Source organism: Syntrophales bacterium (genome assembly GCA_030655775.1).
GTDB lineage: Bacteria > Desulfobacterota > Syntrophia > Syntrophales > JADFWA01 > JAUSPI01.
Map to the genome: position 1 here is coordinate 1 of JAUSPI010000151.1, position 21,148 is coordinate 21,148.

Annotated in this window: 18 protein-coding genes; 1 reads left to right on the top strand and 17 read right to left on the bottom strand. The window is 40.7% G+C overall.

Annotation, left to right across the window (positions count from 1 at the left end; genetic code table 11):
* Positions 1–459 precede the first annotated feature (459 nt).
* The 6 genes from Q7J27_07940 to Q7J27_07965 form a co-directional block, all read right to left on the bottom strand.
* Entirely contained in the window at positions 460–1,161 is a 702-nt protein-coding gene (locus Q7J27_07940) for an ATP-binding protein (GenBank protein ID MDO9529074.1), read from the bottom strand.
* Positions 1,139–2,560 carry an IS21 family transposase gene (gene istA / locus Q7J27_07945; protein MDO9529075.1) on the bottom strand — a complete coding sequence of 474 codons (1,422 nt, stop codon included), beginning with the start codon at positions 2,558–2,560 and terminating at the stop codon, positions 1,139–1,141. The genes Q7J27_07940 and istA overlap by 23 nt, the downstream gene beginning before the upstream one ends.
* Positions 2,561–2,582: 22 nt before the next feature.
* Positions 2,583–2,906 carry a hypothetical protein gene (locus Q7J27_07950; GenBank protein ID MDO9529076.1) on the bottom strand — a complete coding sequence of 108 codons (324 nt, stop codon included), beginning with the start codon at positions 2,904–2,906 and terminating at the stop codon, positions 2,583–2,585.
* 56 nt (positions 2,907–2,962) lie between these two features.
* Positions 2,963–3,415 (bottom strand): hypothetical protein, encoded by a 453-nt coding sequence (locus tag Q7J27_07955; protein ID MDO9529077.1) that lies wholly within the window; start codon positions 3,413–3,415, stop codon positions 2,963–2,965.
* Between the two features lie 182 nt (positions 3,416–3,597).
* Positions 3,598–4,197, bottom strand: a complete 600-nt coding sequence (locus Q7J27_07960) for a tyrosine-type recombinase/integrase (GenBank protein ID MDO9529078.1) — start codon at positions 4,195–4,197, stop codon at positions 3,598–3,600.
* Positions 4,197–4,556: a Tn3 family transposase gene (locus tag Q7J27_07965; protein MDO9529079.1), complete on the bottom strand. Its 360-nt coding sequence runs from the start codon at positions 4,554–4,556 to the stop codon at positions 4,197–4,199. The genes Q7J27_07960 and Q7J27_07965 overlap by 1 nt, the downstream gene beginning before the upstream one ends.
* A 129-nt stretch (positions 4,557–4,685) precedes the next feature.
* Between Q7J27_07965 and Q7J27_07970 the strand changes: the two genes are divergently transcribed.
* The gene (locus Q7J27_07970) at positions 4,686–5,729 is read left to right on the top strand and encodes a Tn3 family transposase (protein MDO9529080.1); all 1,044 of its coding nucleotides are present in this window, start codon (positions 4,686–4,688) and stop codon (positions 5,727–5,729) included.
* Between the two features lie 143 nt (positions 5,730–5,872).
* Here Q7J27_07970 and Q7J27_07975 read toward each other — a convergent pair whose 3' ends face one another.
* The 11 genes from Q7J27_07975 to Q7J27_08025 all read right to left on the bottom strand — a co-directional run bounded on the left by Q7J27_07975 (position 5,873) and on the right by Q7J27_08025 (position 20,868).
* Entirely contained in the window at positions 5,873–6,052 is a 180-nt protein-coding gene (locus Q7J27_07975; GenBank protein MDO9529081.1) for a hypothetical protein, read from the bottom strand.
* A 1,063-nt stretch (positions 6,053–7,115) separates the two neighbouring features.
* On the bottom strand, positions 7,116–7,256 hold the full coding sequence (locus Q7J27_07980) for a hypothetical protein (GenBank protein MDO9529082.1): 141 nt from the start codon (positions 7,254–7,256) through the stop codon (positions 7,116–7,118).
* Positions 7,257–7,367: 111 nt separating this feature from the next.
* On the bottom strand, positions 7,368–7,679 hold the full coding sequence (locus Q7J27_07985; GenBank protein ID MDO9529083.1) for a hypothetical protein: 312 nt from the start codon (positions 7,677–7,679) through the stop codon (positions 7,368–7,370).
* Positions 7,660–9,684: a hypothetical protein gene (locus Q7J27_07990; protein ID MDO9529084.1), complete on the bottom strand. Its 2,025-nt coding sequence runs from the start codon at positions 9,682–9,684 to the stop codon at positions 7,660–7,662. Before Q7J27_07990 ends, Q7J27_07985 begins: the two co-directional genes overlap by 20 nt.
* Positions 9,685–9,728: 44 nt before the next feature.
* On the bottom strand, positions 9,729–10,382 hold the full coding sequence (locus tag Q7J27_07995) for an SLATT domain-containing protein (protein ID MDO9529085.1): 654 nt from the start codon (positions 10,380–10,382) through the stop codon (positions 9,729–9,731).
* 4 nt (positions 10,383–10,386) lie between these two features.
* A complete protein-coding gene (locus Q7J27_08000; protein ID MDO9529086.1) occupies positions 10,387–11,268 on the bottom strand; it encodes a CBASS oligonucleotide cyclase in 882 nt (293 codons plus the stop codon).
* A gap of 1 nt (position 11,269) precedes the next feature.
* Positions 11,270–11,431, bottom strand: a complete 162-nt coding sequence (locus Q7J27_08005; protein ID MDO9529087.1) for a hypothetical protein — start codon at positions 11,429–11,431, stop codon at positions 11,270–11,272.
* An 18-nt stretch (positions 11,432–11,449) separates the two neighbouring features.
* On the bottom strand, positions 11,450–14,311 hold the full coding sequence (locus tag Q7J27_08010) for a DEAD/DEAH box helicase family protein (protein ID MDO9529088.1): 2,862 nt from the start codon (positions 14,309–14,311) through the stop codon (positions 11,450–11,452).
* A 2-nt stretch (positions 14,312–14,313) separates the two neighbouring features.
* Positions 14,314–16,284 carry a site-specific DNA-methyltransferase gene (locus Q7J27_08015; protein MDO9529089.1) on the bottom strand — a complete coding sequence of 657 codons (1,971 nt, stop codon included), beginning with the start codon at positions 16,282–16,284 and terminating at the stop codon, positions 14,314–14,316.
* The gene (locus Q7J27_08020) at positions 16,271–20,581 is read right to left on the bottom strand and encodes an AAA domain-containing protein (GenBank protein MDO9529090.1); all 4,311 of its coding nucleotides are present in this window, start codon (positions 20,579–20,581) and stop codon (positions 16,271–16,273) included. Before Q7J27_08020 ends, Q7J27_08015 begins: the two co-directional genes overlap by 14 nt.
* Positions 20,582–20,694: 113 nt before the next feature.
* The gene (locus Q7J27_08025) at positions 20,695–20,868 is read right to left on the bottom strand and encodes a helix-turn-helix domain-containing protein (GenBank protein ID MDO9529091.1); all 174 of its coding nucleotides are present in this window, start codon (positions 20,866–20,868) and stop codon (positions 20,695–20,697) included.
* Positions 20,869–21,148 lie beyond the last annotated feature (280 nt).

The following is a 21,148-nucleotide window of genomic DNA, read 5'->3' on the forward strand; positions in this document are numbered from 1 at the left end:
ATATGGGACATTAACGAGGGTATTGATTATGCGTGCAGAACACACGCCAAAAAGCCTATGGATAAAAGATAAGGATATATAGGGGTAACCGTAACATAGCTGCTATTTCACCCAATAAAACTTCCGTTTTTATAAATGGAACTGGAATAATGCTCACTGAACCGGAAAACTCTTCATCACACTCCAATATTCCTTTTCTATGTCTGCTAGACTTAAATCTTGATAAATGCTTAAACTCTCCCGATTTTTATGTCCGCTGATGAGTTGAATTTTTGCATCAACAATACCTTTACTTGTAAGATAGGTTAGAATCTGATGACGGAAAAGATGCGGATGTAGGGAATAATCTAAAACGACCCAAAAAGAATAATTTAGGGTGCCCAAAAAGTGGTTGAAGATGAGAAGTATCCCTTGTTCGTATCAAGAGCATAGGTAAGAGATATGTGGAGTAAAAACAGTCTATTTTGACTTATGTTTTTTAAGTAATCGATAAGAACTCCCTTCAAAGGTAATAAGTTTCCCATTAAAACTCAATCTATCAAGAATAGCAGAAGCGGCAGGGCCGCTGAAGATAGATCCCCAATCTTTAGGAACAAGATTAGTGGTAACAATAGTAGGAAGAATTTCGGTTCTTTTAGAGATAATCTGAAATATGATATCAGTATCTTCCTTTTTGTGATAAGTATACCCGAGTTCATCGATACATAAGACTCGTACCTTGGCATAGTAATCAATCTTGGAAGCAGTAGTGATAGCCTTTTTGATTTTGGAGCAGAGATCAAATGCAGATATGTAGATAGTTGAATACCCCTGCATGATAGCTTCATAACAAAGAGAAGCGGCTATATGAGATTTACCCAAACCTGTGTCCCCAATAAGAACAAGATTATGAGCTTGTTCAATCCATGGTGAGTTATGGAATGCAAGGATATCAGCTTTAGCAATCTTAGAATTAAAATGCCAATCAAACTGACTCAATATTTTTACCTGTCTTATCCCTGACATTCTGAGAAGTCTTTTGATTTTATGTTGTTTTTGATACTCTTTTTCTGTGGCAAGGAAATCAGCAATAACCTCATGGGTATCAGGCTGTATTTCTTTTATTGGTGTTTTAAATGCCAGTTCCCCTAAAAGGTCTTCAAGATTTTTCTGTTTCGTCATCGTACACCTCCAGTGATCTGGGTTGATAAGAGATATTTAAAAGCTCAGATTTTTGCGGTTGGACCACTTCTGCATTTTCTGCCGGTTCTAGATTGAGATAAGAAAGAAAGGTTTTAAGCCTGGGGCTTTTTCTTTGCAGGCACTCCTTAACGATGCCTACAATAATGGTTCTGGATTCTTTCTTTAGCAGTTTAAATATCTGTAAAGCAGTTTGTTGAGGATCTTCACCACAGGATTGATTTTTGAGGAGGAACTCAGCTACTGACGGGTCAAGACCCTTTATCACTTCATAGACACGCTGCATTTTAGCTTTAGCAGACAAATGCGAATAACTGCGATGAAGAGGATTGGTAACCTGTTTATGTTTCCGGAAATCTCTTAGGTGACAAGCAACCCTTTTGTCCCCATCATATATCATGACCAAGGTGGGCGTGGAATGAACAGATAAAGATTTTCCCCTCAGGTAATCAGGAACAGAATATGCATTTGTATCAAAATCCATCATAGCAGTTTTGGTTGTTTTAACAGGTAGATGAATAGATACATTTTTCCACGGTATTGCCGGGAGCGCTTTAAGTTTTTCTTCTTTCAATAAATCAATCGGCTTTTGTCTTGTGGCTCTATGCATGGCCTGATTCTTTTTCTCTACCCATTCATATAATCCCTGATTCATAGTTTTCATGGAAGAATAATTGTCTGCGTTAAAGAATGTCTCTCTGAGTGTACGAATAGCTCGTTCCACTCTGCCTTTTTCATTTCCTCTGGCAGGATTACATAGCCGTATCTGGATACCATAATGGCGGCAGAATTCTAAGAAGCGAGGATTATGCCGCAGCTCTGGCTTTAGCTTTAACACTACAGATTTGAGGTTGTCGTACAGCAGCGTATGAGGTGTGCCGTTAAGAGCTTTAAATGCCTTGAGATGACCTTCAATAAAGAATTCAAATGAATGACGGGGGAATAAATGAGCAAACAGATATCGTGAGTAGCTCAGGATGAGGATAAAACCGGCAAGTTTGCCAAGTGTTTTGTGATGGACAAAAAACCAGTCTACCTGCCCTTCTTCACCAGGCAGAAAATTAAGCTGCTGATAAACCCTCTCCTTCTTCTTGCGAAAAGATTTGGTATGCTGGGCTACACTGGGATAACTTGTTATTACTCCTCTTTCTCTCAGCCATTCATAAACCTGGCATGCCTTGAGAGACGGATATTCTATAAACCAGCTGGCAATTAGAGAACGGTACTTATCCAGAGAAGATCCCCTGTTTCTTTCCTGATATTCTCCTCTATATATTCTGGATGCTTTTTTTCGCGAAATGCCCGTCTGATCTGCAATCTGATAGAAACTTAATTTCGTAACATCGCGTAAATACAATATCCTCTGTCTTAACTCTTCCATTGTTTGCGCCTCTCCTTTATGTTTAGATTGTAATTGGCAGCTCTAAAACCTGATATACTCCGCCTCGATATGCAATAAATTTCTTCTGTGCTAATCCCTCTCTTGCTTTCTCAATAAATCTCACACTCAATTTCAAAAGATCTCCCATCCGCTCAGAACTGTAAAAACTTATTCCTTGTCTATTTCCCACTGCAATCAGAAAAAGATAAAGCAGTATCTCAGTAGTATCCAGAAGATCAATATATCTTCCGTTAATAAACCGATGCTCTATTTGGCTGAAACTACCTCTAATTCTGCGAACCCTGTCAGAATCAATCAGATCTGGCCTTGACCTATTATGTCTCATGGTAATTAAAGCCTAACATGGGACATATATGGTGCCTATCTAGTCCTCTTTTGCAATCAGCCATACCGTGTAGCTAACCTCCTCACAGGGATAAGCTTAACTATTAACGAGTCCATTTTTGCAATCAATCTTCCATCCTGCGGGATAAGCTTAAATGTCTCTCTGCAACTTGGATAAAGTCCAGTTAACGAGTCCATCTTTGCAATCAGCTTGACTGACACATCTTTGCGCTGACGAGCATTACGCCTGAGTTGCAAGACCCTGTTTCTCTCCGTATATTCCGGATGCTTTGCCCTATAATTTCTGTAATAATCCGGGTGCTGTGATATCCACTCCTTGTGACAGTGCCTCTGATTATCCATGTAATCTGAATCACTACCCATTTTCCCCCTCTGCCATCTCGCTCGTCTTGCTCTCTGACACTCACCACCATTACAATACATTTGTTTCTTAACTCTGGGATTGCCATCAAAACTCTTGCCGCAATGAATACATGTTTTTCTCTTCATAATACCTTCCGCACCTCCATTCCATATACTGAATATTGAGGAGAAATTATAGCAGGAAGACTCTAATCCAACTGAGAAATTATGGGGATTTTTTTACTAACTTCGGAGATAAAAGAAAAAAATTGCGTGGAATTAAAACCGGCAGAAAGAATTATATATACTTATTTATATCAAAACTTGAATTAAATACAAAAAAATAGTGGGACATAATCGTTATCCTTTTTGGGTCGTTTTAGATTATTCCCTACATGCGGATGAACCCTCTTGGTGATTCCGGCCATTTTGGCGTATTTTTTCACAATCTCTCGAATCCAACGGGTGGAGTACTTCTGCACCCGGTTTGATTCGAACAAATAGACAGCGCCACTCTCCTTCTGAATACTGACGTACTGGGCTAACTCGCCACGAAAGTATTGAGGAAACAATACATAACGGTCTTTATCTCCCTTTCCATGATTGATTCGAATCCGTGCCGAGTCCAAATCAACGTTTTCAATGGTGATGTTTACTAATTCTTCGTTTCGTATTCCGGTGAACAGTATCAGTTTAAGCATGACCATATGAGACCGGTTGGATGTCTGCCATACTGCTTTGTAAAATCGGTTCAGTTCATCTTCAGTCATGAGTTCCGGCAACCTTTTTGACCGAACCGTTTCTCTTTTTAGAGCAAGGTTCTGCCGGACATACTGAAACACTTTTTTTACGTAGATTGAATCCGGGCGTTGTTTCCGAAGAAGCCTGGTAATTTGGCCGGCTATTTTCTTAGGTGAGATTTTCTCCATTAGTGTGCCTCCAGAAACGACGGTTTGGTTATATCCAGATGTATGTCGCCGTAAGGATTTACATTTGATGTGAACAGCGGCGTCATCGCGTTTTTGTCATCCGCCTGCATTTGGTGAATGTACCCCTCGTCATACAGAACGCGCTCCAGCATGACCGTGTTGACCAGCACCAAGGCATTTTGCAGCAGGTGCAAACATAATACTGTAAGTTCCTGAATTATCGGATCGTTGGTTTGGATTTCTGACTTTCCTCCGTAGCAGATAAAATCGATGGCCGAATTCCAGCTCTCAGCAACATTGCGCTCCGCGTGGATTCTCTGGCGGTATGAAGGGTCGGTCAGAAACTTGCAATCATGAATTGTCTTAAGGAATATTGGAGTGTGATGAAGAGTTTTCCGGTTCAGTGAGCATTATTCCAGTTCCATTTATAAAAACGGAAGTTTTATTGGGTGAAATAGCAGCTATGTTACGGTTACCCCTATATTCGTATGGAAACTCTGAGAAAAGCCTCCGACTTTGTATCTAACTTAATTGCCAGTCTGCCCATTTTCAAAGAGTGGACTTTTAAGGAGGACGTTCTCCACGGAAGTATTGACGGACAGAAATTCGAAACAAAACGGGAAATCATTAAAGCCAGACGTTCCTCCAAGTACTTCTTTACTCAAGGAGTTGTCGATCTGTCAATTATTATTAACAATGTCCCGGTCAACTGTAAGTTAATAGGTTCGAATGAACGCGAGAGTTTCTTTATTTTCGATATTACGTATAACAATACTTCCGAGATTGATCCCATGTTTTTGTCAGGAGACATGCATACGGTCAATAAACTGAATTTCGCTTTTCTTGATGTCATTGATAAAAAGTTTGTTCCGAGATATACAAAAATTAATCGCAAAAAAGACAATCTCTACGGCTTCAAACCTCTGAAATGTTATAAAGGTCTTATAAAACCGACAAAGAAAGTAACTGATAATTTGATTGTCGAAGAGTGGGATAACATGAAGCGGATCTGGGCTTCGCTGCTCAGAAAGGAGACAACCCAGAGTATCATTGTCAGAAAATTCAATTCCTCTGCGAAAAGCAATCGCACAAAAAGAGCTTTTTGGGAATTTAATAATATCCTCATGACTCTGCATGTACTCGAATGTATTGATAACCCCCTTATGCGACAGTATATTCAGCGGTCATTAAACAGAGGAGAATCATATCACTCCCTTCGGCGCTCAATAGCCTTTGAAAATGACAGCAAATTCAGGGGTTCGACTATTCGTGAACTGGAGATCTGGAACGAGAGCGCAAGGTTACTTGCAAACTGTATTGTGCTGTACAACTCTGTTTTGCTCTCCAAGCTTCTGGAATATTACGAAAAAAGAGGTAATCGAAAAGCGGTTGAGATTATTAAGCGGATATCTCCTTTCGCCTGGAAAAATATAAATTTCAGGGGGACATATGAATTCAGGAAAGGCGGAAAAAATTTAAACATTAATGAATTATTTGAGATTATGTTGAAGAATTTTGAGGGTAAAATCTGATTTTATGAAAAAGTGAATAGAAATTATGGGTTTTTTGATATGGTTTAGCCTTGAAACCAATAATATATTAAGGAATATTTACCACCATTTATCCCTAAATTAGCCTTGAAATTCCGGGTTTGGCGGTTCTTTGTCTAGAACCCCTAATACTGCTCAAGATAAAGAACACTCAAAGATACAACTATGTATAAAGGTACCGTAATCTTAAACAGCAACGGATTAATAAAAGCATGGACCCTTGCCCTGACCACCTCTGGTGCAATAGAATAAATGGCAATCAAAAGCCCTAAAAATCCAATAAAGATTTCAATATTCATAATCAAGAATCCTCTAATTTATCATGCCATTCTTTAATCTTGCATAGGTCATCCTTTGTAAATACTGGATACTTGCGGTAATCACGCTTAGGAGTAATCCATCCTTTTTCAATCCAATTGTAGAGCGTTTGGCGAGTTACACCTAATTCCTTTGCCGCATGCGTAATGTTGTATCGCTTATTCATAGTACCCGTATTTTACAGAAGTAGACAGTAATAGTCAACATATTTCTTTAAGGGGGAAATAGGCTTTTGCCTATTTCGGGTGGTGGTGGGGTTTCCCGTTTTCGGCTGCTTTTTAGCAGCAACTAGGGAGTTGATGCAGTGGCTTGCCACAGGCAAGACACGAAAATATCAAAATCGCCCCGGCCATTGGCGGGTCTTTGCCCCCGAAAAGAATTTCTTTTTCTCTTTTTCCCCCTTTTAATTTTTTGTTTTCAGAAACGGAAAAGAAACTGCAATGTCAAACGAATCAAAAACTTACAAAAATATGCCAAAAAAAGTCTACATCCGTACCTTCGGCTGACCCTTGGTTTGTTCTCTACAAATTGGCTAAATCGTTCTTTTTTACAGCTTTTCAGGTTGAGTTGGCGGCAATGTAAGAGGTAATGCACCGCCCGCTGGGGCGGGCTACGTTGTTGGTGTTTGCACCGTTCGCCTTCGCTTGGGCTCAGGCTCACTGCCTCGCTCGCTTGGCCGCTCGCTTTCACAAGCAGTCTTGTCGTGCGGGCTTCGGCACTCGTCGTGCCTTCGCTTTCCGCACTCCAAGCCTACAAAACCATCGTTGGGGTGTAATCGTTGCGTAGTTATGATCCCCTTCCTCAGGCACCCGCTTTCGTCGGGCTTTTTGGGTAAAACAACAATTTTTTTATAATAGGAAAATATTTTTTTGATGGCGGCGGCGAAAAATTTAGGTATTTACCTTTTCCTCTTTTGGAGGGTGAAGGCAAGCGCACAAAGGACGATGCGAAATACCGATTTATCGGGATGAAGCCGGACGACTGCGATTGCCGAGGGAGGAGAATTCAGAATAAGGAGTAAAGAACGTTCATCAAAACATTATCAAAACATCAATCTATATCAGGATCTTCTCTGCTTCCCCAAAGCGACACAATTAAATAGAACCCCTTTTCTCTCACCCAGGCCCGCATATCCCAGCTCATAACCATCCACGAGAAGTCCCGGACGACTTCATCGAGATGATGGGGCAATCCGATGACCAGGACCTCATCAAGCGCTTCTCAGGGAAGACCCTGCTGAAGATTGCATCCTTAGATTCTCTAGAATCCCGTAAGCAAACCATTAAACGCCTCACTACGTTTTTAGACCCTCTTTTTTAATGAATCTTCCCGATACCTCTCGTATTCCTTCAAATACAATCTCTCTGACTCATCTACAAATTCCTTCTTTCGATCTTTAAGACCACGCAGTTTTTCAAATACGCTCTTATACACTATCTGCTGTGCTTGGTTTTTTATTGCGTTATCGTCATATACGTCGAACTCAACATCCTCTTGTAGTGTTAAATTCACAAGCCTTAGGAGGTCTTCTTTCGTAATTTTGTCCACCGGGCTGTATTGACCCGATTCACCAAGATAAAGTCCCATGTTGTTCTCAATGCTTAATAGCTTCATACCCTTTCCTCCTGCTGTCATATGCATCTATGCCAGCCTCAAGTGAGTCCATTACAATTTCGTGGTTACTTATCGATTTCCCATCCACAGAAAACAGCTTCTTATCCGTTGGGTATCCAGAATAAATCCTATAAACTACCTTGTCGTCTTCTTGATCCTTGCTCGCATACAGCAGATAATCAGCACCAACGGAGGCACCAACTGTACTGTTGTGGGTAACTACAACCACCAGCATCGATTCTGAGATTTTCCTTAGTATTTGGTTTACATCGCTCTTTAGAAAAAGGTTGTCAAAAGAAGACTCAGGTTCATCAATTAACAGAACATCGTAGTTCTGCGCATCCATTATCTCCTGTAAAAGTCTGAATTCGGATCTTTCTCCACCGGAGACCTCGAAACCGTCTTTGTTTAATATTCTGTAGCCAATTTTTACAAAGAGCTTGTATAGCTCCGACCGCGTTAGGCTCTCATTGGACAGCAACGCCCGTAGATATTTGTATGGGTCTTCATATTTTCTAAAGGCATCACTAAAGGCAGTCTTCACATGGCTTACTTCCTTTATCTCGCCAGCCCCAGCAAATGGTTCTTTCTTAGCTTCTATACGGAATCCTTGAATACTTTCCTCGAATACCACGGCCTCTCTCTTAAGAAAATTTATTATCTCCGAGAATCTCTCGACCCGTTTTATGTCCATGCTAACTTTATACAGGTCTACATCTTTTACCTGAACTGCTGACGTGCGCAGATTTAGGTGTTGCTTGATATCCTTCACCAATTCATTCACGAGTTTCTTCTTCTTATTTTCAAGCGCCTTGTCCCAGAGCAGTTCAATCAACTCACAGACAAGCCTTTTGAGCGATTCTGGAACCAAGTGCTTCTCAATTATTTCCTTATACTCAATGTTTTCTATTACTTGGCGAACAGAACCGATTAATTCACTGAGGGTCTGAGTCTGACCTATGGTGAATTCCACTTCATCAAAGAGCGCAGTCCTAGAAAAGGTATCTCGCCGGTCTGCATCCTCGGCTGACTTCAGAAGGGTGGCAAGATATTGTTCAACCTGCCGATCATTGGCAACCAAATCAATACTAATAATACTGTCAAGAACATTTTTCAATCCGGACAAATATTGATCAACAAAATTGCTACGCGTTCTCTGGACATCATTTTTGAATTCGCGTTCATATGCGTCTTCATCTTGTTGAACTAACGAAAATTGTTTTATGTACTTTACGTTCCCAAGAACGTTGTTTATCTTGTTAAGCGTATAGGTCTTCCCTGTCGAGCGCTCGCCAAGTAGGATATTTAGTCCTGTCGACAGTTTCTGCCCGTCTTGAAATATTTGCCATAGTTTGTTGCCATCCTTCTCGGACAGAGTAACCTTTGCCTTGTCTCGCAGACATGACTTAATCACGTCAAGCGTCAAATCTCCACAGTCAATAAAAGTTTGCCTTGTTGGCAAATCTGCAAGATCATTTCTGATTCTTACATCACTAAACAATACAGGGGTTAATTTCGCATTGTCTTTTATGGCTCGAATGAACTTTTTTGTGCTATCAACCTCCCCTGCGGAGATATATGGCTTGATTCTCTCTATCGTTTGACCAGTTATTGATGGCTCTTTATCGTAGTGCGGTATTATCAAGTAACTTCTGAGGTCACCAAATATCTTTTCTATCTCTTCGACCGATATAGTATCCCCGATTTGGGTAATCTTCTGAGACACTAAATTTGCCCGGGATTCAAAGTCTTCCAAGTTTGATCCGTCACTGATTATCAAAAGATGTCCTCTCTCCAGATCGACCTCTATGCCGGGGAATACAGTTATACCCAATGTTTCCTTAATTGTCCTAAACTGCGCCGCATCGAATATATTGTGGTTGGTCACAGCTACAGCATCCAGCTTTGCCTCTGAAACATACCTCTTGAATGCATCAAGACAGAAGACAAACTCGCTATCACTGATGCCCGGAACTGTATGGATATGTAGATCAATCTTTTTCACAGAATCTCCATGTAAAATTTAATTTCCTGATACCGTAATCTTAATTAATTCGGGTTACGGTTTGTGTCTATAATCTTTGGAATCTTCGTATCCTCAACGTTCGTCGGCTTATCCGCACTATCAAATTTCTCTTTTTTAGGGATCTGGTCGGCGATCTTCATCGAGCTTTCATCTTTGTCTACTTCGAAACTTCCCTCACCGGCATTTACCCCTCTCTTAGCTATTTGATATGCCCACCAAGGAATTTGCGGAGAGCCTTGGTTAAGTTTGCCCTTCTGGCTTGAGAAATTCTTCAACCGTTCGGTCAGTATCTGTTCAGAATCTTCCCTCCAACAATCTATCGTTCGAAATATTCTGGTCTCATTTTGCAATGTATCGTAACTATTACCCGCATTAAGATGAGAGCTCGACCGTTCGTTGGGATTTAGAAATGTCATTATTGCGGAGAGAACAGCGACAATCAACGAGAGAATACCCGCGATAAGGCTATTATCATTTACAAACGAACACCCCGCTATGGCCGCTAAAATAACGATTGGAACTCCAATGATAAGGTGAAAATTAGACCACACATGCGCGGCGGTAAAATGACCTTTTGCTGAATATAGCGCAGACTCTTCAATCCTTTGGCTTTCTTTCATTATTTCCAGTTTAGCTTTTGAAACTGGCTGTTCAGCTGTCGTTATTTGATTTTTCATAGTTTTATCCATATGCCGGGAAGTAATCCCCAAACACCTTTCTCCACATCTCTACTGCATTTTGAGTATAGCCATTCTTTTCATACTCTTCTGCTTTTATGGAGCGCTCGTAAGCCAGTTGGAATTTATCAACCGCCTCCTGAACTTTTTCCTTAGGATTCAAATATGCTCCGACATCTCCACCGAGGCCTGCTGGATCCAGATTCTGTTTATTGACTAAATCTTTTCCTTTATCAAAATAGTAACGCACGCCGGATGGGAAATCAGATATCGTTACATTATCTAGAATGGACAAGGCTAATATTTCAAGATGAAACGACATGAAGAAACTGCCAATATTTTTATTCCAGCCTTTGATCATTTTCACCAACGGAACCATATCTCCGTTATGCTTCGAATTTGAATCGCTCATTATCGTTACATGTTTCTTGGGGTCAGTTGAAAGCCACGACTGTCGTATCGAGTTCGGAATTAAAAAACCGCCACCTTGCCGGTAAAATGCGGGAACGACATCAACCTTGAAATCTTCAAAACGTATAGTGACAGCTTGACCGTTCCTACTGATATCTGGCGTCTTTGTATACGTTTTCCGAAGAGTCCTTTTGACCAAATCAAGAAGACCAGCCTGCCCTCCATTTTGACCGTTATAATTGTGGTAATATTTAACATCTAGAACGGCAAAAATATCGACGTCTGCATCACTTAACGGAGCAATCATTGTCTTTCGCGAATACGATCCTGTTAAAAATGATTCGTTAACCGTTAAACCGGCATCCAGAACCTCCCTAACAGAATTTTGTCTTGTAGAAACGGTCTCTTCCTGCAATCCGGTGATTTCAAGATTTTCTTTTAATTTCTGAAATGACTGTTTAATTGTTGTGGCCATATCAATCTTCTTTTTTGAATTTCTCTCCGCACTTTGGACATTCGACTTCGTTATCGAAAAACAGACTGCAAGGGACATCGGCCCCGCAATGCGGGCACTTTACAATATCGGCACCCATAGCAAAGTCGTATCCCAGAAACTCATTAAATAAATCATCAGGCATAATCCTTCTTCAGCATCCTCATATTTTCCCTTCATTCAGGCCCTCAAACCACTGGACATATCCATCTGGCTTAAGAAGGTCAAATGTATAGAATTGCTTTATCTCTCCTACGTATTGCCTGTCAAAATTACCCGGCAGGGGATCCTGTAGCTTCTGATTAACAGCTTCAAAATGAGCCTTTGCCCACTCGGCCTTGGCTGGCGTTGCCTCGTCATCATCTTCATCAGATTTAATTTCTACAACTCTAACGATGGTCTCGATGCCTTTTTCTTGCAGATCTCTTAACGCATCTAAATGTCTTACCGCACCTTTCTTTTTCAAAAGGGCAATATAATCATCCAAATCAATCTTAATGAAAAAATCAGGGTTAAATCCGCGACGTACCCGATCCTTGCCGCCCTTCCAATATTCGTAGTCAATCGAATAGAACCCTTTATCCGGAGATTTTATCCAAGCATCTAAATACTGGGAATGTTCAAGCAATCGAAAAACAAACTCCTTTTCGGGCGTATGGGTAACAAGAATTGTGCTTTGAGGCGTCTTAAACACTGATGGATTGACAATGTAAGGCGGCCGGTCATCGTTCTCTATCAATGCTCGAACATACTCTTTATGTGTCCTGAGCAAACCGATTGGATCAAAAGGGAAGAGAGTTTGCTGTGCGTCCGACTTTCTATTACCTGCAAGGTGTTTAATCAGTGCTTTTGTTTTCTCATCTACTTCCTCTTGATACGATTCGCTGATAAAAGCCGTTGCATCACGTTCCAGTTCACCAACTCTTATTGATCCGCGCTCTAATTTTTGCGTGCTAACAGGGACAATATCGCCCTTGATGTTTTCGAATACACGTTTTTTCTTGCCTCGAGGCAGAAATTGATTAAAAAAAAGGTCTATCTGCTTTTTATTATCCTCTGTCAATCCTTTATCCGGGATCCCCGCCTTCTCCATGGCGGCAAGAATAGTGCTTCTGATCTCATCTTCTTCCGGACATCGCTTGTAGTCCCCGTCACCAAAGTCAAAATGTATTCCCTCGTATTCTCTCCCCTTAAACCGACGATACAGCGCGTCTACCAAACTATCTACTGAAATGGTCTTTTTTTTAAGGGCATATTTCTCTGTTCCCTTAATACGTTCGATAATAACATTTTCATCAACGTCATATTTTGTCAGAACTAATTCTCTCACAGGAAGAGGCAACTGTTCCTCTTCATCGACATCTTCTAATTTAACTCCCGAAAGATAATTAAGGTTAAAAAGCGAGAAATGATGTTTACTGCGCCAGTTATCTTTATCAACTATTGGCAACGGCTCGGATAAGATATACATATCAGAATTTGTAACCGCATCCATGAGTTCTTTAATATGATCAGCAAACTTCTCATGATTCGTTACGGTTAGCCAAGGATAGGTCTGAAGAATATCAACATTAAGAACCTTGCGCGGGATACGCAACCCCCTGCCCAGCACCTGTGATATCAATAACTTTGAATTAAATATCCGTTCCTCCATCGGAACGATCTGAAAAACATTGTCCACATCCCATCCCTCAAGAAGCATACCTACACAAAATATAAACTCAACCGCACCTCCTATCTTAGATGGGTCAATTTCTTCAATATTATCAAGCTCTTTTTTGTAGGATTGTTTCGATTCAGCACCAGAAACACAAATCACTTTCGCCCGGGCAATCTGTTCAATTTCTGATTCTAATCCAACAGCACCCCGTTCTTCCTTTTCCCATTTTGCAAGGAACCGGATAAACTCCTCTGAACGTGTTTTAGCATTAGCTTGTGTGGGACAATAAAAAACCGTTATCGGCTTAACTTGCCGCTTACCAATTCTTTCATATGAATATCTCTCGGAATTTTCGAGATGCTTTTTCAAGACCACAGCAAACCGCTTTTCTGTCGTCCACTGCATCGGCCCGTCATCCGTCTCGACGTTAATTATGGGGTTGATATCTTTAATATATTTTTCATTAATAGCCGTGCGGATATTGTAATCAAAAAAAACATCAGCAAAGTAATCGTCTTTGTTGTAAGGTGTGCCTGTAAATCCAATATGCCGAGTGATTTCTCTGTTTTTTTTAAGGAACTGCATCCATAGCCGCTCGGCCTTCTCCTCTGACTCCTTGCCCTTTTCAGGATCGACTTCCTGATCCATCTCAAGCGCTTTCTTTATCGCGTTAAAATTTAAATGCGAATAGGCATGATGAATTTCGTCCCCTAAAACCAACACCTCATCAGCACCCTTAAAGAGGGTATCCCGAATGCCTCCTACAGAATATATGGCATTAATATTCTCGATGGTAATACTCCCATCTTCAATCGCATCGTTATTTGTTAAAAGATCTATTGCTTTGCCCTGATATTCTTTAGGCAAACGGTCATTCCATTCCTTTTTATTTATAAACATCTGGAATTTATCCCGGAGCCCCTCCTCAATGATCGTAGACGAAGGCCCTAAAACCAAAACCCGCTTAGTCAGCCCCATTACAAGAGATAAATATGCAACCGCGAAAATTACATAAGACTTACCGGTACCGGTCGCCATATGAACAACTCCGGATATCCTGTCGGCAAGCGGCAGATGCCCAAGCATAAATTCTTCGGATCCGAACCTTTCTTTAAGATGAATTTTTTGAGCAAAGTTTTCCTTTGCCAACGCAATAACATTCTTATATCCACCACCCCATAGATAGATCATCGTGTGTTTTATCGCCTGATACTGATATTCTCTGCCACCAGACACAGCACGAACATAATCCTCAATATCTGAAAACCGGAATTTCTCGTAGTTGCATTTACGGATATTAATATCCAGCGTATGCTCTGAGAGATTAAGCTTTTCTACTGTCTTTATTCTCTTTGTCTTAGCCATATTTAATCCAACTCAAATGGTTTTGATTCATTGCCATGCTTATCAATAGCGATGAGTCCGACACTTTTGGTCAAGCCATCGATCTTGACCAAGCCATCTTCACCTATTTCTTTTGCAAATACGGTCACATCCATATCAAACGGCTTACCTGCCTCGTAATCCATATCGACTAAAATCATAGCGAACCCGGAAAACCCATCAAAACGCTTTCCTTCTTTATTGAGAATCTTGGTTTCAAATTTTGTTATTTGAAGGCCGCCTTTAACACGTTTTGCTTTCAATTTCACGTCTTCATTAAAATAAAAAGCGGTTGATGTAATTAGATTATTCACATTATCCTGCGAGCTAGGCTGTTCCTGAAGTTCCAAGGCACGCGATATATCTTCCAATACCTTGTAGGGGAAGGTCAGTATCTGGAAATTGACATCTTTGCCGTCAGGATTTTTAACTACAGTATCTCCGACATTGGCACAGGATTCAGGAGTGATGATAAAATAATCGCCTTTTAATCTGCCTCCGGATTGCGCAATGATCCCGCGCAAATATTCTTCGTCAATCTTGACTTCTTTTAAGAACTGATCATCCCACACCGGATAAACTTCAACAGGATCCCCGTCTTTAAGGGCGTATATATTGGCTAATTTGTATTTCTTGGCTTTGTCTTCATTGCGTGCCAGCTGAAATAATCCTAAGACAAAATCAATATAGGTATCCTTGTGCTTACGCAGATCCATCACATGAGAGAAATCGTAAGCTCCGGAAGATATAATACAAAATGGCTTGGCCGCTTTCTTGTAAGGGTCTCCTTTTTTCACAATGACCTTGCCGGACTTATCCTGCTCATCAACTAATGCCTTTGACTCACCGATACGAAGCATTCGCCTTTGCATGGTATAAATAGCGTGCTTACCAAAGTCACAAGCAATCCAGCGACGACCCAACTTTTCGGCAACAGCGGCAGTTGTTCCGGATCCCGAAAAACAGTCAAGAACTAAATCCTCAATATTTGAAGATGCTAGCACAATTCTTTCCAATAACCTCTCTGGTTTCTGAGTGGGATATTTAATCCGCTCTGGGTCTTTTTGTTGCAGATGACTAATGTCCCAAACATCATCGGGCGCAACCTTTTCATCTTCATAATATTTATAAATTTTCCCATTTGATTTAATCGAGAAAAACGTCCTACCATCAGTGTCAACCTGCTTCTTCATATTATTCTTTTTTCCCGTGCCGCGCTCTATCCCAATAGCATCCAAATTGAATACCCAACTTTTACTTCTTGAATACCATAGTAAATTATCATGTTTGTGAGCAAAAAATCGGTCTGATCTTCCACCGCTTTGGTAATGCCAAATAATTTCATTAACAAAACTCTCTTTACCGAAGATTTCGTCCATTATTGTCTTTGCATAATGACTCATTTTTTGATCAAGATGAACGTAAATACTCCCATCATCTGCCAACAACTCACGCAAATATATCAAGCGTTCCCGCAAAGATTCAATGAACTCCGAGGCGTCAACTTTATCAGCATAACTTCTTTGTCCTTCTTTACCACCAAATTCACTTTTGGTCGCAAAGGGTGGATCAATATAGATAAGTTTGACTTTTCCTTTAACCATATTCTTTATAAGCGGGTCGACATTTCTATAAGCTGTTTTCAGAAATTGCAGATTATCTCCCTGCACAATAAGATTTCTCCAGTCACCATTTTTAATATCCCCAAAACACCGAACATTCTGAAGCGGCGCGGCGCCGATACCGGCTCCCGCTTCTGCCAGAATCGTTGCCTTGGAGCGCTTGCCGGAATATTCAAGCGTGGGGATTTTAGCTCTATCAAGCGCCTGCACATCAAACTTTTCGGCAGTGCCGGGAAAAAGCTTGGGCAATAGATCCGGTGACGGCTCAACGCCTTTATTCAGAGCTTCAATAAGTTTTATCTTATCATCGGGGGTTAAATTATTTTTTGGCATAATTTTGCAGTTTCTCCTCTAATAAACTATTTAAGACATCAGCCTCGGTTTCACCTTGAGTCCTCGGCCGTAGATTAAACTTGTTTATACGCAAGAAAGGGTATCCATAACTTTCCAGCTCTAACTGGCGCGCGGTATCATAATCCAAATAACTTTGCGAAAAATTCAAGCTATTGACTTCATGCGGATCCTTAAAATGAAACTCCAGCCCATCGTACTCTAAAATAAGCGTAGCTTCTTTGCCGCCTTGAGCATAAGTCAAAAGAAAGTCCGTGCGGTATTTTGGGATATAAACCTTGTACTCCGCTGAAATATACTTCCCGATATCAAACTGCGGAATTATTTTTACATAATCCCTGTGCTCCTTTACGAATTTGGTATCCAAGAGAAGCGCATATAATTTCTTTTCCATTGGCGAGCCGAACACAGATTCATCTTCCACAAAGAAGTCATTTTTCTTATTGGATTCCAGGACTGCGTAATAATGTTTAAGTGCCGCTCCGAGGCGGGTATTGCTGAATTGTTCAATAGGCTGGCTACAAACAAATACCATGGTATCTTTAGCACGGCTAAACCCGACATTAAGCCGTTGCATCTTAAGGCTTCGAATATTATCCGCCGTCCCATCAATAACCGGGTAGATACTGGCCAGATTCGCGTTCTTCAAATTCTTGTCTTCCACAAAAGAATAATACACGATATCGCGCTCTTCACCTTGCACATCCCCTACAAACCAAATAACAAGCTTATGATCGCGCCGGAGAGCCGCCATATTGAATTTTTCATTGATCAACTGTTCCATCCGCGCCTGCTGTTCCTTAAATGACGTGATTATGCCAATAGTTCCCTTGAACCCGGCATCTAACCGGCTTTTTATATCATTACAAATAGCCTCAATCTCATCGAGATTGGTATTAGGCCCGGCGAGCCCCTGCGTGGAAACAGTGACAAACTGCAATACCTCCCCAATGGGCTTGGTGCGGATCCGATTGACAACCAACTCCATCTGCGCTTCTTTATAAAAGAAATCGTTTGAGTAACCGATTATTTCTGGAAAACTACGAAAATGTTCTTTAAGCGAGGTAGTATAATTTGCAATTGCCTTTGCAAACGTCAGAGTGGATGTGCGAATATTAAAAGTCTTGAGCCAAAGAACTGTCCCATCCTGAGGCTTAAGCAGAGTATCGCTTTCCTGCTCATCGGCAGAAACTTCCTTGGATACTTCGTCAACAAGCTCTTTCTTGGCCGCCTCAGATACGGTCGTATTATAATCGTCCGCGTAAGCGGTAATAATTTCGCTGAAATAGCTGGCAGAATACCGCGAGCTGACATTGGTCGCGCTTACCGCACCGTATTGGTATTCGTCGCCGAATATCACGACTTGCTTAGCGCGTAAAATAAGCGATATCGAATCAGCGATAGAAACCTGCGAGGCCTCATCAATAATCAACACATCAATTAACCCTTCTTCCATAGGAAAATGCTTTGATATGGTGCTCGGCTCAGCGATGATACAGGAAATGCTGTTTAAAAGGACTTTTGCTTCATCTATCGTGAATCTTTTTCCGCCTTCATATGAAACTTTGATTCTGGCCATTTCGCCAAGATGGTTATTAAAATTCTTTAAACGAATATCGTTTTGATACTCAATATCTTTTTGTTTGAGTTTATAATAATCCTGCACGTCCTGCAAATTGATAGCCGACGCGCGGGCATTTTCTGAAAGATAATAATGCAGTTGAATCCACCGCCATGCCTTTCTTATCTTATCGTCATGCCCTTCCAGTTTTTTAAGTGTTTCAAGGTTGCCTTCGGATATTTCAAAGTGCCGGAGTATCACGCCATAGTAATTGAATAATGCCTGCAAGGCTTCATATACCTCGGCATTTACCAGATCGTTAGTCTCTTTGTATTTTCTGAACACTTCATAAACATCGCTGATCCCTTTATCACTGTTCCCGGGCAACGCCCTATACGAGGCTAATAATGTTTGATATTTACGCATTGAAACCGCAAAACGAATCTTATCTACCCCCAATGCAAGATCGACAATTGTTATATTATCCTTTTCGATATTAAGAATCCTTGAGGCCTCCTTTAAAACACTGGCAAACTTCAAGCTGGCAAGTTGTATCAACAGCGATTTAAGCTCTTCTTCTTTTGGCGCATTGCCCAATATCTTCTGGAATAGACCAACGCTCGTATGCTTTGTGGTTATTTCCGATATCTTGATGTTTTGCTTAAAATATTTCTTTAGGCCATCTAACAATATTTGAAAGTCGGCCGGGATTTCCGATAAGGTTGTCTCAAGGTTCTGTGCATCTTCGGGAATTTGGTTCAATTTCTCGCAAGCTTCCAGAAAATCCGGAATTTTATCCTTTTGATCTATCAGATATGCGTATTCTTCGAGACTGGTGTTTAAAAGTTTTTGCAATGAGCCGGATGTTATAAACTCAATGATCTTTTCAAAGTTAATGTTTTCTGAAGGACATGCAACGGCTGATAAAATATCCACAACTATCGGATCCGCCATAAGCGACCTGTCGAGGCAATCAAACTCAACAGTTTGACGGATTGTCTCCTCATATTTACCAGATTGCTGTAACTTCCGCGCGATTGTCTCAGTCAGCTTAGACCCAAGCTTTCTCTCATCACTTTCCGTTGCTTCTTTGTTGTACTCAAGCGCGCGCTCATTAGCGGCACCGACAACCGCGTTCAGCAAAGTATTTTGCAAATTATTTGCAGATCCCGTCTCCTTGTCCATTCGCACTATTGACGGCTTCGCTTGCGGGTGAAGAGATTTATATTTATCCGTAAGCATCCGATCAATAACATCCAGCGCCTCCTGCTTATGCGACGTGATAACTACGGATTTTTTCTGTTCATTAGCCCAATACGTTATGGCGGCAATGGTATGCGATTTACCTGTTCCCGGAGGCCCGTCTACAACAATGATATGATTCTTTTCATTAGCCAACGCCAACAAAATACGTTTTTGGGAATTATTAACCGGGATCGGACTATTGGAAACGTACCGCGCTGGACTTTTTAGAGAAAACTTTTCAAGATATGTCTTATCAACCTCTTCCTGATGATTAGGAACTTTGCCCTGCACATATTGATCAATGAAATCGGCAAACCGGCTTGTTTCGTTCAATTCCATCTTGGTCATAAGCTCGGAATAATCTAAAAGTTTCTTGTCTTCATTGGTAACAGTCTGAAGCCCTATTCGATTTTTGATTACTGGAAAACTTTCATTCGCGTGTGTTACTCGGGAAAAAGACGGTTCCAAAATAAACGGTTCTTGAAATCCATATTGTGTCTGGATAAAGGTTTCCATTGCCCCCAAATGGGCTTTAGTGGTCGCGACAGCGGAGGCGCGCGGAACTGTTAAAACGCTGTCAAATTTAAAATAATTAACGGCCGGGGTATTTAAAAGCATCAAATTCCGGGGGAAAGAGAGCGTCACTTCTGAATTGGATGTCCGATACTCTACCTCTACAAAATACAACGGATATGCCTCGGCACCCCGTTCCATCATATGAAAAAACACAAAAAGAGAACCAAGCTGTGCAAAATCAGAATACTTCTGGAAATTATAATATAGATCGTAAATGACGATATCTTCCGTAGATTCAGAGAAGTATTTTAGCACGTCAGCGACATATTGTTGGCATCCGGAGAAATTACTACCGATCCTTTTGAGTTGTTCCAATTGCTGAGTTGCATAATTGGCTACACCAAAAATTGATGCAGGCGCATATTCAATATTGAGCTCATCCTTCTTTTGGTTAACAATCTTTTCCTGAAGTTCATTGAGCAATCGTTCAAGCTGGCGCCTAAATGCGATGTTAAAGGCGCGGATTCCTTCCTTTTGAGACAATTCTCTTTGCTGTGCAAGCAATGCCTTCCCTTCATCATCGTCTTGAACAATTTTTAGATCCCCATCATTATCAGCAATAAACATTTTATTTTGCTCAGCAACTTGCGTATATTCATCAGCGATGCATTTCTCAAGATAGTCCTTGTTAAATTTTCCTTTCAAAAGCTTTTCAATCTCAACAAGTAGTAAATCTTTAGGAATCAAGATAGTATATTCGCCTTGCTTAATCAAGATGGGAGATAAATTCCCCTCTTTAATTTTCTGGAGTAATGTTAATTGAAACTCCGGGAAGAGAGAAAGATCAAGCGTAAGCTCATTATTCGTCCATTTATAGTTAATAAGACGCCTGAAATTAAACCGCGTCTCAGTAAATGTCGCAAAATAATTTAATATCTCTTTTGGTAAATTCTTCATGGTGGTAATTATTTACGCTTTATATTCTTTCCCTTTGAAAATAGGCATAATTTTCGCCGTTTTTATATCATCCATGCAGAAACGTCCTTAGCCTGCAAATTTAAAATTAAAATTTACTTGTTCGTTCTCGCTTTAATAAATTCTTTCAAATCCTCCGGTTTCACTCGCCATTGGCCTATTTTAGTTGCACGGATTGACTTCTCCCGAATAAGCTCACGAATTCGGTATTCCGACAATCCGAGTTGCTTTGCAACCTGCTCTACAGTTAAATATCCTTTAAGCAACATAATATTACCTTTATTTGTTGATGTATTATGTCATCCAACATTTTCCCACATTATACAACATTTACTTTTTAATAACAACCCAAATATTTATCAGGTAATGTAAAATATTTTATGCAAAAGTGATTGAAGGAAAAAAAGAAAAGGGCTATCCTCTCTCTCCTATGGAAAAAACAAAATCCCCGAAAGCTTTCGGGGAGAAAGGAGAAGAGAGAATGCGCCCAGGAAGGTATGATACACTGAATTTTGGTGAAGGCAAGCAAAATTTAACCTACATGTTAAA

What these genes read in the sequence shown, in the direction of transcription:
- Q7J27_07940 (MDO9529074.1), bottom strand. Translation starts at nt 1,161, where the DNA reads ATGACGAAACAGAAAAATCTTGAAGACCTTTTAGGGGAACTGGCATTT.
- istA (MDO9529075.1), bottom strand. Translation starts at nt 2,560, where the DNA reads ATGGAAGAGTTAAGACAGAGGATATTGTATTTACGCGATGTTACGAAA.
- Q7J27_07950 (MDO9529076.1), bottom strand. Translation starts at nt 2,906, where the DNA reads ATGAGACATAATAGGTCAAGGCCAGATCTGATTGATTCTGACAGGGTT.
- Q7J27_07955 (MDO9529077.1), bottom strand. Translation starts at nt 3,415, where the DNA reads ATGAAGAGAAAAACATGTATTCATTGCGGCAAGAGTTTTGATGGCAAT.
- Q7J27_07960 (MDO9529078.1), bottom strand. Translation starts at nt 4,197, where the DNA reads ATGGAGAAAATCTCACCTAAGAAAATAGCCGGCCAAATTACCAGGCTT.
- Q7J27_07970 (MDO9529080.1), top strand. Translation starts at nt 4,686, where the DNA reads ATGGAAACTCTGAGAAAAGCCTCCGACTTTGTATCTAACTTAATTGCC.
- Q7J27_07985 (MDO9529083.1), bottom strand. Translation starts at nt 7,679, where the DNA reads ATGAAGCTATTAAGCATTGAGAACAACATGGGACTTTATCTTGGTGAA.
- Q7J27_07995 (MDO9529085.1), bottom strand. Translation starts at nt 10,382, where the DNA reads ATGAAAAATCAAATAACGACAGCTGAACAGCCAGTTTCAAAAGCTAAA.
- Q7J27_08000 (MDO9529086.1), bottom strand. Translation starts at nt 11,268, where the DNA reads ATGGCCACAACAATTAAACAGTCATTTCAGAAATTAAAAGAAAATCTT.
- Q7J27_08005 (MDO9529087.1), bottom strand. Translation starts at nt 11,431, where the DNA reads ATGCCTGATGATTTATTTAATGAGTTTCTGGGATACGACTTTGCTATG.
- Q7J27_08010 (MDO9529088.1), bottom strand. Translation starts at nt 14,311, where the DNA reads ATGGCTAAGACAAAGAGAATAAAGACAGTAGAAAAGCTTAATCTCTCA.
- Q7J27_08015 (MDO9529089.1), bottom strand. Translation starts at nt 16,284, where the DNA reads ATGCCAAAAAATAATTTAACCCCCGATGATAAGATAAAACTTATTGAA.
- Q7J27_08020 (MDO9529090.1), bottom strand. Translation starts at nt 20,581, where the DNA reads ATGAAGAATTTACCAAAAGAGATATTAAATTATTTTGCGACATTTACT.
- Q7J27_08025 (MDO9529091.1), bottom strand. Translation starts at nt 20,868, where the DNA reads ATGTTGCTTAAAGGATATTTAACTGTAGAGCAGGTTGCAAAGCAACTC.